The sequence below is a fragment of the Microbacterium sp. F1-18 genome (assembly GCF_052921305.1).
This window is the reverse complement of sequence record NZ_JBREVD010000006.1, coordinates 18,174-32,160: the sequence shown is the minus strand read 5'-3', so window position 1 is coordinate 32,160 and position 13,987 is coordinate 18,174. Positions and strand designations below refer to the sequence as shown.

Annotated in this window: 10 protein-coding genes; 2 read left to right on the top strand and 8 right to left on the bottom strand. The window is 67.5% G+C overall.

Going from position 1 to position 13,987, the window contains the following annotated elements:
• Positions 1 to 16: 16 nt before the first annotated feature.
• The 5 genes from ACU6RU_RS15210 to ACU6RU_RS15190 form a co-directional block, all read right to left on the bottom strand.
• Positions 17 to 1,003 carry a hypothetical protein gene (locus ACU6RU_RS15210; RefSeq protein WP_446726973.1) on the bottom strand — a complete coding sequence of 329 codons (987 nt, stop codon included), beginning with the start codon at positions 1,001 to 1,003 and terminating at the stop codon, positions 17 to 19.
• Between the two features lie 398 nt (positions 1,004 to 1,401).
• Complete coding sequence (locus ACU6RU_RS15205) at positions 1,402 to 2,529, bottom strand: acyltransferase family protein (RefSeq protein WP_446726972.1); 1,128 nt, start codon at positions 2,527 to 2,529, stop codon at positions 1,402 to 1,404.
• A 49-nt stretch (positions 2,530 to 2,578) separates the two neighbouring features.
• Complete coding sequence (locus ACU6RU_RS15200) at positions 2,579 to 3,079, bottom strand: acyltransferase (protein ID WP_446726971.1); 501 nt, start codon at positions 3,077 to 3,079, stop codon at positions 2,579 to 2,581.
• A gap of 398 nt (positions 3,080 to 3,477) precedes the next feature.
• Positions 3,478 to 3,660, bottom strand: coding sequence for a hypothetical protein (locus ACU6RU_RS15195; protein WP_112617826.1), 183 nt, complete (start codon positions 3,658 to 3,660; stop codon positions 3,478 to 3,480).
• A gap of 494 nt (positions 3,661 to 4,154) precedes the next feature.
• The gene (locus ACU6RU_RS15190) at positions 4,155 to 4,778 is read right to left on the bottom strand and encodes a hypothetical protein (RefSeq protein ID WP_446726970.1); all 624 of its coding nucleotides are present in this window, start codon (positions 4,776 to 4,778) and stop codon (positions 4,155 to 4,157) included.
• Between the two features lie 494 nt (positions 4,779 to 5,272).
• Here ACU6RU_RS15190 and ACU6RU_RS15185 point away from each other — a divergent pair, with 494 nt between their 5' ends.
• Positions 5,273 to 6,163, top strand: coding sequence for a hypothetical protein (locus ACU6RU_RS15185; protein WP_446726969.1), 891 nt, complete (start codon positions 5,273 to 5,275; stop codon positions 6,161 to 6,163).
• Between the two features lie 117 nt (positions 6,164 to 6,280).
• Positions 6,281 to 7,639, top strand: coding sequence for a DUF222 domain-containing protein (locus ACU6RU_RS15180; RefSeq protein WP_446726968.1), 1,359 nt, complete (start codon positions 6,281 to 6,283; stop codon positions 7,637 to 7,639).
• Between the two features lie 301 nt (positions 7,640 to 7,940).
• On the opposite strand, the gene ACU6RU_RS15175 is transcribed toward ACU6RU_RS15180, so the two are convergent.
• The 3 genes from ACU6RU_RS15175 to ACU6RU_RS15165 form a co-directional block, all read right to left on the bottom strand.
• Complete coding sequence (locus ACU6RU_RS15175; protein ID WP_446726967.1) at positions 7,941 to 8,123, bottom strand: alternative tryptophan synthase beta-subunit; 183 nt, start codon at positions 8,121 to 8,123, stop codon at positions 7,941 to 7,943.
• A 407-nt stretch (positions 8,124 to 8,530) separates the two neighbouring features.
• Entirely contained in the window at positions 8,531 to 11,095 is a 2,565-nt protein-coding gene (locus ACU6RU_RS15170) for a DUF5979 domain-containing protein (RefSeq protein ID WP_446726966.1), read from the bottom strand.
• 198 nt (positions 11,096 to 11,293) lie between these two features.
• The gene (locus tag ACU6RU_RS15165) at positions 11,294 to 13,906 is read right to left on the bottom strand and encodes a LuxR C-terminal-related transcriptional regulator (RefSeq protein ID WP_446726965.1); all 2,613 of its coding nucleotides are present in this window, start codon (positions 13,904 to 13,906) and stop codon (positions 11,294 to 11,296) included.
• Positions 13,907 to 13,987: the final 81 nt, after the last annotated feature.

Sequence of the window (13,987 nt, the reverse complement as noted above, 5' to 3'; positions counted from 1 at the left end):
CGTAACCGGCATATACTCAACGCCGCAGCGTCGAGACTAGCTCGTAGTGTTTTCGGTGGGCGGCGCCGACGGCTGCGATTTCTCGTCTCGTAGAGTAGCATCGCCCGGCTGGCTGGCCCGGCTCATGCAGGGTATCGATGGCGTGCGCGTCCAGGGCGCCTTCCCAAATGCGCACCCAGTCATGACCATATTCGGCTCGTAGCCGTTCGGCAGACACTCCCGCCGGCAAGGCGACGGGCCGCTGCAGCGTCAGGGCAAGAAACACGATGCCCGAGTTCAGCAACCCCTCGTACGGCACGACGACCAGGTCCGACGCTTGGATGAGAGCCGCCATCTCCGCATCTTCCAATCTCGCGGCTATCAGCGATACCCGCCCACCGGAGGCGCCAACCAAACGAGCGAGCCTCTCCGCATATGCGCGATCAGTAGCTGCCCCAGCAACTACGAGGCTTCCCTCGGCACAGGCAGTTACGGCTTCTACGACCAGCTCAAACTTCCGGTACGGGACGAGAGATCCAATGCACAGCGACTTCCGCTCCCCAGGCGGCGGGGCATCGTCGACCGCTAACCGGCTCCGCCACTGTTGATAGTCAGGATGAGGGATCACGACGTCAATTTCGCCGCGTGACGAAGGGCGGGCGGGAGGGTCGAGCCATATCCTTGACGCGGCTGTGGCTTCAATCGCTGCAACCAGCCGCGTGCCCACAGGGTCGAGGGCTTGGTGCGGTGCTCGGTTGTGCATAGTTCTCACTACCACCATTCGACCGCGCTTGAGGCGTATCAGCGCCAACCGTAGTAGTACTCGCATCAGCGCCTGCTGCGGCACCCGACGATGGCGGATCAACCACTCCGGCCAATGTACGTGGAAGATGTCGAACCTCCCGAAGAGGAGCTTCCGCCACGTGAACCCATGAATCTCGGCCTCGGGAATTGCCTCTGCGAGGTCACCGATGTAGGGGTTCTGGAAAAAGTGCTTCGATCGGGTGTCGAACAGGACGCGCACGGCACCAGGCTAGCGCCTCGTCAAGAAGCGACCAAGCTTCAGGACGGCGCACTACAGGGCATAGTTAAGACCGCGCGGGTCGATGCGCGCGGTCAGCGCATGAGACGTTGATCGCTAACCCGAACGGGCGATAGCCGCGCCCGCCCGGTCGGGAGGTCCGGCTTCGAGTCCTCCTCGTCCTCCACGCTGGTCTCGTCCGACCGAGTTCTCGCGCTGCAGCAATCGGATGAGATCCCCCGCCCAGGTCGCACCAGGACGGTCTCCTAGTCCGGGCGACCCAAGCCTGGTGCCTTGGTGGAACGGCGCCCGCTGGGCCCAACACGTCACTCAGCGTTACCGACCAGCGGCTGCCGCTGCGTCGGAGGGCGCACCGACCCGAAGATGGGTCGAATGAGCGCTCATTTGATGACGGGATCTGATGGTGTCAAGACGGCATGCGCTGCACGCGGAGCGAATCGCTGGCGCAGGGGCGTTTCCACGAATCGGAAGGAGACCCAGCAAACTGCGACGAGAGCGATCGCCCAGACGACACCGAGGGGTGTGTGCAGCGGCTCGCGGCCGACGAACCACACGAACATCGCGATCGTGAGCACGTTCCAGAGGTACAAGCCGTAGGAGAGTCGACCCAAGTACACCAGGGGACGGAACGACATGAGTTTGTAGAACCATCCCCTGGGGACGGCGGCGATCCAGAACACGACGGCGGTGGCGCAGATGGCGGTCTGCCCGAAACCGGCTTCATCAATGTTGCGGACGAGGGGTAGGCCGTCGTGCCAACGAAGCAGCAGGATCAACCCGACGAGCCCCACGGGGCCGGTCCACACCGCGACTCGATGAAGGGCGGTGCTGGCGGGGTATCGCGTGAGCAGGAACGCGATCATGGCCCCCAGAGCGAGACCGTCGAGGTGGGAGAACGGTCCGTAGTAGACGAACTCATGCGAAGCTTCCGCCCAGGTTTGGGAGGCACGAATCACCCAGGTCAACAGGACGGTCACGCCCAATATCACGAACGACAAGGTGTACCGGTTGCGTCGCAGCAGCAGAAGGAACGCGAGAGGCCACACCAGATAGAACTGTTCCTCGATAGACAGCGACCATGACCATTGGAAGTAGTGGCTCACTGCGTCGTTCCCGAACGCAGCTTGGATGATGTTCATCGTGTAGGTGAGCGCGCCGATCGGCCCCGCCCACCACTCACGCGCCGGGGAGCCGACCAGAAGCAGCCACGCAACGGTCGCCGTGACGGCGAGGACGAGTGCGGGAGCAAGGCGAGCGAAGCGGCGCTGGAAGAAGTGCGAAAAGCGGATCGTCTGAGATCGTGCGTACTCGGCCATCAGCAGGCTGGTGATGAGGTACCCGCTGATCACGAAGAATACGGTCACGCCGTGATACCCAGCGAGCTGCGGTAGCCCGGCGTGGCCGACGATGACCGCGACGACAGCAACAGCGCGGAGGCCGTCGAGTGAAGGGTTGTATCCGAAACGAGCGGTGGTCAGGGCGGCGGGCGCGGTCGTATCGGATGGCATGACGCTGAGCCTATCCACCGAGAAGTCCTCGGAGGTTTCCGTCAGATCTCTAGGTGTCGAGTTTGCGGATCAGTTTGGCCGGCACCCCGCCATAGAGGCCGTTGGCGGGCAGGTCACTGGACACTACGGCCCCCGCGGCCACGACCGATCCCCTTCCGATCGTGACTCCGGGTAGCACCGTCACGTTGGCCCCCAACCAGCATCCGTCTTCGATCGTGACTGCCCGAGCGTAGGCGGGGCCCCCTCGGCGGTCGGCGCCCCCCATCTTGTGGGTGCCCGTGATGAGCTTCGTTCCCATACCGATGAGACATCGGGCGCCGATTGTGATGTGAGCGGGCGCGTCGAACATCACTTCGTAGTTGACGTATGTGTCGTCGCCGATGGTGATTCGAGTGCTGCTGTACCAGCCGCGCGGCGACACCCTGCATCGGCCAACGTTCATCCCGAGCGCGCTCATGAAGCGCGGCCGCAGCGGACGCGGCAGCAGGCTCGAACCCAACAGGATGTTGAGGACGAAGTCGCGGCCTACGTTCGCAAACGGGTTCGCCATGGGCACGACCCTATCGCTGCCGACCAGCCATCCCCTAGTCCACCTATCACACGCATCGCACGCACAAGGGGGATCGGTGTAGTGGCTCCCGCGTTCGTGCTGCAGACCCCCGGCATCCGTGCTGTACGCGATCGACGCTCAATCGAACCGGCCCAGTAGCCGATCACGACACCGGCGACTCCCAGCAGCAAGCCGAGGACGACCAGCCCCGCGCCGCAGGTGACGATGACCTTCGAGGCGGCCGCACGCTCGCGCCACTTCATACCGACACCCTGCACCATCCGACTGCTCCGCGCGCCCCCTCTCACGAGCCGAGCGACTGGCCCTGTGGCGCCGTCTCGTCTGAACCACGTCCGCAACTGCGCCGGTGCACCACCGCGCCGATCAGCGCGCCGGCCTCAGTGCAGATCGCGCACCCGGAGGAGCGAGAGCTTGCGATGCGTGAGCCCTGAGCGGACTCGCACCATGCTGCATCCGCCCTGCACGAGTTCATCGCGAATGTCAGCGGTCAGGATGAAGGGCTGCACCTGGCGCCAGCCATCGGCTGCGTCGTAGATGTGAGTCACTCGATACTTGCGCATGGTTCCTCCCCGTCCGCAGACCGCCCCTGATCGATGCGCGCCGGCACCCCGCTCCCGACAAAAGGCGACGATACGCCTCCCTCGCCGTCCGCACAGGAGGCCTGAGTGAACCCTGGGCTCCCACTCGTATCGGCTACCGGTTGGGTTGCGCCGGCACTGAGGTTTCGGCGCCACCGAGCCGCTCGCGGCATCCGCCTTCCGCGTAGCGTGGCATGCACCCGACGATCATGAGGAGCCACCGTGGACACCACCGTCTTCTTCATCGCCGCGTCGCTCGCCGTCGCCGCGATCGCGACGGCCGCCGCCTACGGCCGACGCCGCAGCCGCCGCAAGCGCTGACCGAACGGGCACGTGGCTGTCACCCGGTGATGCCCCTATCCGCCCGGGCAGTCGCAGTCGCTTCCGCTGTGGCAGGCGCACCAGCCGGGCGAGGAGTCAGACTGCGCGTCATCCTCTTCCTTCCCGCTGATCTCGCCCGTCCAGTCAACGGAGTGTTAGCTGCGAATGGTGCCGAGCACGGCGACCAGGGGCGTTCCCGCGTCGCTCACGGCTTGCAGGTTGAACGGTTCGCACTCGACGACCAGCAAAGGCGACCTCGGCAGCGAAGTGAGCTCCACGCCCCCGGGCGTGCGGAAGTCGATACCCACCTGCCGGTTGTCGCACGTAGCCGACGCCGAGGGCAGGTCGTCGACCGTGTAGGGGTCACCGTTCCCGTTCTGACCCGCCACCCCATAGTCCGCCCAGTAGCTTTCGACCATCCCGAAAGACGCTTCGTCGAGCATGCAGCCCGCCTCCGCGAGGTGAGCTCGATATCCGGCAATCACCTCTGCCGGGTCACCGCTCGCAGCGGCCACGACCCATTGCAGGGAACGCGCGCAGGTCCACGCGCTGCCGTCCTGGACCCACCAGTTCTTCTGCCCCTGCGAACAGCCATCCATCGTCTGCTCGGTCAGCACCGCCCCATCCGCGGCACGTGAAAGCGCCGCTTCGGCGGCTGCCTCGGCATCCGCGCGCTGCGCCACCGTGTACGGGGCGTACTCCTGGGGGTCGATGCGGCCCTGCGAACACGCGGTCATCGTCAGCGCAAGAGTGACGCACCCGACGGTCGCGACGAACACGCGGCGCGGTCTTCGCGCCGCACTCCGTCGCATCACGTCCAATCAGTCACCGCCAGGCTCGAGCGGGTAGTGCCGAGTCCGCCGAAAGCGACCGAATGACCCCGCGACGCCACCCTAGCGACCGCGGTCAGTGCGGGGCAGATCATACATCCGAATGAGTGAAATCGGCGCACCTCGATCACCGGCCGTCTTCATCACACATCCTCATGGCGCGCATCGCGCGCCGCCCACTCAAACCGCGTCCTTACTACCGCTCGAGCGACATCTGAGGCATATCGCGAACCACGTGGACCGGATGCGGCACTCGACGAGCCCTCCTGGCGGTCGCCGCGACGCCGGGAAACGTCATGCGACGATATGCGGCGCCCTGCCGTCGCGGTTCCCCGCGTCCGGCAGGCGCGATGGATGCATATCGATGCTCCCGTTACGTGGGCCTTTCGCATGACGCGCACCCAAGCCAACGCGACAGGCAGCATTCACCGGAAGGGTTCCACGTGGACAGTACGTCCTGGTTAGGCCAGATCAGCATCGGCGTCGTGTCAGGCGTCGTGGTGCTGCTTATCCAACTCTTGATCGAGAGAGTGAAGCGGCCCGCCCACTCGGTGGTCAACACCTCAACCATCACGACCGTCACCGTCATTCAGGTACAGGCGAACGCATCGAGGGCATTGAGCGGTGGTGCGCAGCGAAGCCGATCCACCTCGGGCTCATCCTCCGACACATCCGAGTTGATCGTCGGAGCGGCGATAGCCGCGATCGTGTCGGCGGTGCTCTTCCTACATCTACACCCCTACGTGCTCGCCATCACTATCGGGGCGTCATTGGCACTGGTATTCGGAACGGTATATGCGTTGCGGATGACAGTGCGTGATTTCCAGCGGATCCCACGTCAAGCGGTGTTCGCTCTGATCAACACCGTCATCGCTCTTGCGACCGTGGCAGTGGCGTGGGTAGGTGTGTACAACACGCGAGGAGGCGCCCTGTCGTTGGCCGCTATCGATGCCGCAACAAAACAGGCCATCCCGGACGGCGCGGGACCCGAATGGGTGCGCTCGCTCGGGACCGTCGGTGCTCAGGTAGCGGCACTTCTCGAGACCTTTGGCCCGCTCGCGGCTTACTTCCTCGTCTTCCTCCTCCTTGGCGCCGCGTCCGCCGCAATCCTTGTGTTCCTTGCCGCAGCGACCGTCTTCGACTGGCTCGCGTTCCTCCGATTCACCCGCGTGAGTGTGCCCAGCCCGTTCCTCGCCAAGCGGGCCCTCCAGTTCGCGAATACCTCGTGGGGCAGCCTGGCCGCCGTCGTGACCATAACTGCGATTTCGATCGCTATGTCACAGGGCTGGGCGTTCGACCTGGTGCAGATGTCCACCGGCAGGTCGTCGCAGTGAGCGTCCGGTTCTAGCGGCCGTGGCAGTCCATTCCTCCCCAACCGAGCGGCAGAATAGTTCTCCACAGATGTACGGATATTCGAGGTGAATGTCTGACCTCCTGGCAATAATGGGAACATGACATCGAACGGCGAAAGCTCGTACGAACCGGGTTCCGGCTCGTCGAACTCGCCGTACGCGGGCATCGTCGATCGGGTGTCCGAGGCAGACGACCTGCTCCACGCCGCGCACATCGCGATGACCCGTGCGCTCGCCGAGGCGGGACGCAGCGCTCTGCGCCAGGCTGCGCGCTCGGGCGAGCGGCCGCGCGGCATGGGGTCAGACATGGAGATGCGCTCGATTGCCGCCGAGATCGCCGGGGTGAGGCGGTCGCACGACCGCCGCGCGCAGAGCGAGATCGACCACGCGCTGACCATCGTCGACGACTATCCCGCTGTCTTCGAGGCATGGGAGCAGCAGCGCATCACGCGCGAGCACGTCGACGTCGTCGTCCGGATGGGATGCGGCCTCGCCGACGACATCCGCGACGACTACGCGCAGCAGGCGATCTCGATCTGCGAGCGCGATATCGCCTCCCGGGTGCGCGAACCGCTCCGCAACCTCGCCGCCCGGATGGGGTCCGAGTCCTTCGCCGAGCGGCACCGCAGCGCCGCGGCGAAGCGAGGCGTCTGGGTGACCCACGGCACCGACGGCATGTCCGAACTCAGCGCCACCCTGCCGACGGTCATCGCCGCAGGCATCCACGACCGCCTCACCTCCATGGCGCAGTCCGTCAAAGACGCACGCGCCGCCGCCGGTGGGGCGCCGGTGGAGGATTCTGCACCCGACGTCCGCACGATGGATCAGCTCCGCGCCGACATCCTCGGCGACCTGCTGCTGGGCGGCGCCCCGGTCGTCGATCCCACGTACGGCAGCGACGCCGCGGGGCCACTGGGTGCGATCCGGGCGCAGGTCCAGGTGACGCTGAGGTCCGAGACGGTGACCGGCGCCGACGAGGCCCCCGCCGAACTGGTGGGCGCCTCGCTCATCGACGCCGACACCGCCCGCAGACTCGCCGGCCGCGCCAGGATGTGGAACCGGCTCTTCATCGACCCCATCACCCGCACCCCGGTCGAGGTCGACACCTACCGGCCGCCCGCGGCGATGAGCAGACTGCTCAAGGCAAGAGATCAACACTGCCGATTCCCCGGATGCCGCCGGGCCGCGATCCGGTGCGAACTCGACCACACCATCGACTACGCCCTCGGTGGGCACACCCACATCTTCAACCTTGCCCACCTGTGTCAGCGACACCATTCGATGAAGCAATTCACCCGGTGGGAAGTCAGACAGATCGGCGGCGGGGTCATGGAATGGACCTCGCCCCTGGGCCGGGTCTACCGCGAAGATGTTCCGGTTCCGTCGGTCTGTTTCGTTCCCGACACTGGCGCCGCGCCACCACCCGAGGCGAGCAGGCACGAGCCACCGCCCTTCTGACACGGGTGGGTCGCTACCTGCGCCTCGGTCAGCTCGAGGAGCATGGCTAATCCCGTGCTTCCCGGCCGCGTGGCACTCGACGGGGCCTCCGCAGCGCACTCGCACGTCGTCTGAAGATGGCGGGCGTCCAGCTCGACGCTCACGGTCGGACGCTTCTTCTCGACCCGGTCGTCGACGAACCGATCACCCGCGAGAGGAGCGATTCACTCGTGACCTCCAGAGCAACGGGAAGCACGAGGAGCAGTAACACTTACGGCGATCGTGCTCGGCTGGACCCCTATTCCGCAGTGATCTGGGCACCTCAGTGCAGGTCTCGCACCCGGATGAGCGAGAGCTTGCGATGCCCGAGCCCCGAACGGACTCGCACCATCGTGCATCCGTCCCGTATGAGTTCATCGCGGATGTCAGCGGTCAGCACGAAGGGCCGCACCTGTTGCCAGCCGTCGGCTGCGTCGTAGATGTGGGTCACTCGGTAGTTGCGCATGTTCCTCCCCGTCCGCAGACCACCCCTGATCGATGCGCGTCGGCACCCCGCTCCCGACAGAACGCGACGATACGCCTCTCACGTTGCGCGCACCTCAGGCCTGAGGGAACGCAGGGTTAAGACCGGTACCGGCTCACAGTCCGGGTGTGCTCACCCTGAGGTTGTGGCGGGCGGGATGCCATATGGCATACGCACCTCGCGTACACTTCAAGCGCACACACCGACCCCGCACCGAAGCCCCGAGACCGACGCATCCGTTTCATCGCCGCATTGCTCGCCGTAGCCGCCATCGCGACAGCCGCCGCCTACGGCCCGCGACGCGGCCGACGCAGGCGCTGACCGAAAGGACGAGTGGCCGAAGCGATCGACTCGCTCCGGCCACTCCCCCCATCTGAGGCGCTTCTCCGCTACTCGACCGCCCCGACGGAGTGGGCGTGCCGCGAGCGAGATGCCATCAGCACCGCGGCCCCGATCGCGAGCATGAGAAGCGCAGACCCCGTCGCCCACCACACGACCGCGTCACCGCCCAGCACACCGGTGGCCGCGAGATCACCCGGGTCACCCGGGACCGTGGCGGCGACCACTTCTGGCGCGGTGAGAGTGTTCGTCAGCGTCACCTCGACGACCGTGCCGTCACCGATCGCGACGGTGGCGGGACTGAACGCCGGCGCCTCCCACGTCGCGCCCTCGACATCGGCGGGTGCGAGCTCGGTGAGAGTGACCTGCGCCCCGTAGGGCAGGTGCGGGCTCGTCACGGTCTCACCGGCTCCGACCGTCAGCTCGCCTTCCGCGGCGCCGAATCCGACCCCGGCGGGGTAGGCGTAGTGCACGGTGAACTCGGCGTCGGCGGGAACGCGAGCTGCGGCATTGCCGTCGATCACCTTGTGGAGCGAGAAGGCGCCCGTGTTCAGCTCGATGAGGTTGGTCAGGGTGATTCGCGCGGTCTCGTCCTGCACGACCGTGATCGTGTTGCCCGGCTCGAAGGTCGGCGCAGCCCACGTCCCTCCGGTGATCGCGACCGGCTTCTCGCTGAGGGTGGCCTCGGCGCCGGCGGGCGCGGTGACGGTCACGGCATCCTCGTCCGCGGCGACCGAGACCGTCCCCGACCCTGCCTCGATGCCGAGCTCGCTGTTCGCGTGCCAGGCGTAGTCGACCTCGAACGTGCGGTCGATGACCAGGTCGGCGGCATCGCCGGTGAGCTTCTTCTCGATGGCGAAGTATCCGACGTCGCGAGCGATCACGTTCGTCGCGGTCACGGTCGCGCCGACCGAGTCCGGTCCGATCACCAGCGTCTGCGGCGAGACGGTCGAGCCGGTCCACGTGCCACCGGCAACATCGGCAGGCGTAGTCTCGGCGAAGCTGACCTCGGCACCGACCGGCAGCGCGGGGAACTCCACGACCGATCCGTCGGCGGGCAGCGCGACCGATGCAGAGCCCGCCGCGATCGCGAGGTCGGGGTTCGCGGGCCACGACGCTGTCAGCTCGAACGCCGTGCCATCCGGCATCCGCATCCCGTCGGGGTTGTCGAGTTGCTTCCGCGCCTGCACGGCCTGCGTCTGCAGCGTCGCCGCGTTCGTCAGGGTGACCGCGAGCGGGGCCGTCGAGTGGGTCGCGGTGAAGGTGAACGAGCTGTCTCGCAGCGGCGCGACGGGAGCACCGTCGAGCGTCAGCACGGCCGAGCCGTCGACGTTGCTGGGCCACGGGTCGACCTCCGCCAGCGTCACCGTCGAACCGGCGTAGATGTCGGGGCTCGTGTACGACCAGTCATTCCCGGCGTCGAGAGTGATGGTGCCCGAGGTGGGTGCGGGGACGCCGCCCGGGTACTCGATCGTGTAATCGACTCGGATGCCGTCGGGGGCGATGACCGCGGCGTCGATGTCCCACGTCTTCTGCAGCTGGAAGCGGGCGTAGCTCCGGCCGATGGCCGAACCGCTGCTGCTGTAACGGGTCGCGGTCGCGGTGGTCTCCCTGACGGCACCGTCGATCTCGATCGTCGCGTTGTTGTCGTACGAGCCCGGTCCGGACACGCCCTTGCCGCCGTCTTCGGCAATGGTGTCCCAGTTCACCTGGTACACCGATCCGGTCAGCGCGACCGCGTTCTCACCGGCATCCTGGCCGACGCACCCCTCGCCCGCGGTCGTCACGAACTCCACCCGGCGACCGTCGTCGCTCACGGTGTACTGCGAACGGTCGAGGTCGACCCACACGAGCGACGGATCGTTCCACTCGCTCACCGCGACGCAGGTCGCGCGCTGCACCCGCGGCGACCCCTCGACGAGAGTGAACGGGTTGTTCTCGTCGAACCTGTCGGTGACGGTGATCGTCTGCCCCGGCGCGAGCGACAGCCCGCCGTCCGCCGACTCGATGCCGTCGCCGCGCGTCGGCACGCCGACCCACCAGTGGACGGTGTCGTTCGGGTTGTCGTACCAGCCGCTCTTCCACGGCCCCCAGACGCCGCCGTACTCGCAGTTCTCGGCGCAGAAACGCGAGTCGACGTGCACGGGCGGGGTCGAAACGCCGCCCACCGTGAACGTCGCGCCCGGAAGCGCCTCGGTGTTCTTGAGGTCGACCTGCGCCCGGATCTCGAACTCGCCCCGGATGTCGAGCGGGTTCTCGAGCACGTAGTCGTCGTCGACGACACACTCGACCCGGTTTGCGGTGACGGTGCACGTGCCGTTGCCGATGCTGAACGACGTGCCCTGCCCGATGAGCTCGGCCGGCAGATCGAACGCGACGTGAAGCGGCGGCGTGGCCGGCGACTCGCTCGCGTGCCACGCCACCTTGAGCGTCTGAACCGACTGGTCCTGGAAGGTGTCGTTCGCGAACTCGACGCTGTCGAGCACCGCCGACGACCCGGCGGCGACCGCCGGCGTGGCGCCGCCCCAGAGCCCGATGGCCATCACGACGATCGCGAGCACCGCGCTCGCCATACGCCCGCGGCGTGGACGCGCACCTGCCTCCGTACGTTGCATGGTTCCTCCCCCAGCGCACAGGGGTGTCACCCCGAGCGCATCGTGTCTCGCGCCGCCCCAGATCGGCGACGGTTGTTCGGTCGCGCTCGTGGCGACCGAACAACGGTCTCAGCCCCAAGACGCGCCAGGACGGTCAGGAGGAAGGACTTAGTCCTTTCGGCCGCGATTTCACTCCCGGACTAGTCCCGGTCGTGCCACTCACGGCACGTGCGGCGAGGAGTTCGAGTCGAGGATGCCGAGCTCGCGGGCCACATCGCAGGCGGCTCGGCGCGACGTCACACCGAGCTTGCGGTAGATCGACTGCAGCTGCGCCTTCACGGTCGACGGCGAGACGAAGAGCGCTGCGGCGACGTCTCGGGTGTTCCCATGCTTGTCGACCGCCGCGAGCACGACCTTCTCGCGATCGGTGAGCTGAATGGCCGGCGGCCGGGCGGCACCGCGAACCCGACCCGGGGTCTTGAGGTAGCGCTGCAGCACGAGCGAGTTCCGCTGCGCCGCGAAGTCTCCCAGCGCGAGGCGATCACGAGGCGGCAGCAACGCGACGTGCATCCGTGCGCCGTAACTGTCGGCGGCCAGGGCCGCAGCCCCGAGCCAGGTCCAGGCGCGTTCGTCGTCGCCCAGTCTCAGCGCCGCGATCGCCCCGGACGTCTGCACCTCGGCGCGCGAGCGGATGGTGTGCCCGGGCAGCTCGAGCTCGGCCTCAGCCCGCTCGAGGGCGGCGGCGTCGCGGTGCTCGGACAGCAGCCACATCACGCGCGCGTGAGACAGGTACGGACTGTCGGACGGTTGCGGATCCAGCACCTCGGCGGCACGGCGGTGGTCGCCGGCGGCGAGCCACGCCAGCCCGAGGGCGGCGTGCAGCTGCTGGCTGGCGACGTTGGCCCCCACCCCGGGCAGGTCGCCGTGGCCGAGCTCCGTCGCGACACGCTCAGCTTCCGCCGCCGCGAGCCCCTTGCCGTGCCAGACGGCGAGGCTTGTCGCCGTGAGCAACGGCCAGCGTTCGGAGTGCGGCGCGTTCGGCATGAGCTTCAACTGCTTCGCGGCGCCACGGAAGTCGAGCGCGTCCAAGCTGATCCATGCCTGGGCGAGGACCGCCAGACCCTTGGACGACACCAGGCCGTTCTCGAGCGACCAGGCGGTGCGATCGATGCTCGCCAGCAGGGCACGAGTCCGTTCGGTGTCACCCGCCGAAGCGATCATCGCCGCGGCGACGACCGTCGACGAGTTGCGTGACGCCGGTGTCGAGCACACCGCCGCCGACCGCGTCGCCGCCGTCATCGCTTCGTGCAGACGACCTCCCTGCCAGAGCGACAGGCTCAGCTGCCGCAGCATGGCACCCAGGTGCTCTCTGAAGCGCGAACGGACATCGGGATCGATCTGGTCGATCAGTTCGACGGCACGCCTGCTCCACGTGATCGGAGTGCACCAGTCGCCGCGCAGGCGCGCGGCGGTCGCGCCCACGCTCAGCCGGGTCACCTCATCGAGCGCGGGGGCGAAGTACGTGGGGTACGACGGCGCATCGATCACCATGTCGAAGAGGCGAGCAGCCTCGGGCCACCGCAGCGGATTGGCCGAGAGAGACAACCCCAGGCCGAACGTGAGCATCGGATGCCACGGCAGAACGTTCTCGGGCACGCGCTCGAGCACCGGCAGCAGGCTGTCATCCGGGTAGCTGTCGGTGCTCGCTGCGAACAGGTGAGCCAGCACGCGGTCGGCGAGCGCCCAATCCGCGCCCTCGACGGCCAGCTCGAGGGCGCAGACGAGGCCCATGCCACCCTCGAGAATCGACTGCGCCGCTGTCACGCACAACCGCCGGTATCGGTCGCCGTCCCGACGAGCGCGAGCACGGAACGCGTCCCTCACGGTCTCGGCGTACTGGAACACGCGCCCACCCGACGCGTAGGGGATCCATCGCCCGAACCCGTCTCTCTCGAGCGCCGTGAGCAGCGCCTCGGCATCCGGATTGCCGCTCAGCCGTCGGGCGAGGTCGGCGTCGACGGACCGCGCGACGGCGGTGTCGGTCATGAACTCGACGGTCGCGGGGTCGTGCAGCGACGACGCGATCCGATCGGCCACGACGCCGTGCCACTCGCTCGAGTCCAGTCGAGGAATGTGGCCGACCTGCGCGATCGCGCTCACCACCGCACACACCGTGAGCGCGAATCCGCCGGTGGCCACGACCACCTGATGCGCCGCCCTCTCGTCGGCCATGCGCGCCTGCTCGCGCATGAGCGTGACGACCTCTGCGGGCGTGAAGGCCAGCTCGCTGCGCGAGAGCACGCGGGTGATCCCGTCATCCAGAGCGGCGACCGACAGGGCCGTCTCCCCCCGAGTCGCGACGATGACGCGCAGCATCGGGTACATCGCGAGGAGACGCGCGAGATCGGCGTCGATCCGCTCGGTCAGCTCGCCGAGCCGCTCGTAGGCGTCGAGCACGAGCACGGCCGGGCGATCCAGCGCGACGACACGGCGGGCGACGTCGACCGGGTCGGCACCCGCCTCGACCAGCTCGCCGGCACGTGCAACGACGTCGGCCGACAGATGCCCGGTCTTCGCGGCGGCGGTGAGCACCCGGCGCCACAGCATCCGACTGCTGGCGATTCCCTCCGGCACCGAGACCCACACGACGGACTCGGGATGCTCCGTCCGCAGCGTCCACGTACGCACCAGCGTCGTCTTGCCGGCGCCGCTCGGCCCTTGGATGACGCACAACCGGACCATCGGCGACTCGAGCACGCGTGTCAGCCGAGCCCGGTCGGGCACCCCGGTGGCCGACTCGATCCCTGCTCCCCCGGCCGAGCCCCGATTCATCTGCACCCCTATTCGCCATGCCGAAACGACAAGCCTAGGAAGCTCACCTTGGAGAACCCGGACTCCGCCGTGGCCGCGTGA

Bases quoted from the DNA above. Each gene is read 5' to 3' on its own strand.
- ACU6RU_RS15205 (WP_446726972.1), bottom strand. From the start codon at position 2,529: ATGCCATCCGATACGACCGCGCCCGCCGCCCTGACCACCGCTCGTTTC.
- ACU6RU_RS15200 (WP_446726971.1), bottom strand. From the start codon at position 3,079: ATGGCGAACCCGTTTGCGAACGTAGGCCGCGACTTCGTCCTCAACATC.
- ACU6RU_RS15195 (WP_112617826.1), bottom strand. From the start codon at position 3,660: ATGCGCAAGTATCGAGTGACTCACATCTACGACGCAGCCGATGGCTGG.
- ACU6RU_RS15180 (WP_446726968.1), top strand. From the start codon at position 6,281: ATGACATCGAACGGCGAAAGCTCGTACGAACCGGGTTCCGGCTCGTCG.
- ACU6RU_RS15175 (WP_446726967.1), bottom strand. From the start codon at position 8,123: ATGCGCAACTACCGAGTGACCCACATCTACGACGCAGCCGACGGCTGG.
- ACU6RU_RS15170 (WP_446726966.1), bottom strand. From the start codon at position 11,095: ATGCAACGTACGGAGGCAGGTGCGCGTCCACGCCGCGGGCGTATGGCG.
- ACU6RU_RS15165 (WP_446726965.1), bottom strand. From the start codon at position 13,906: ATGAATCGGGGCTCGGCCGGGGGAGCAGGGATCGAGTCGGCCACCGGG.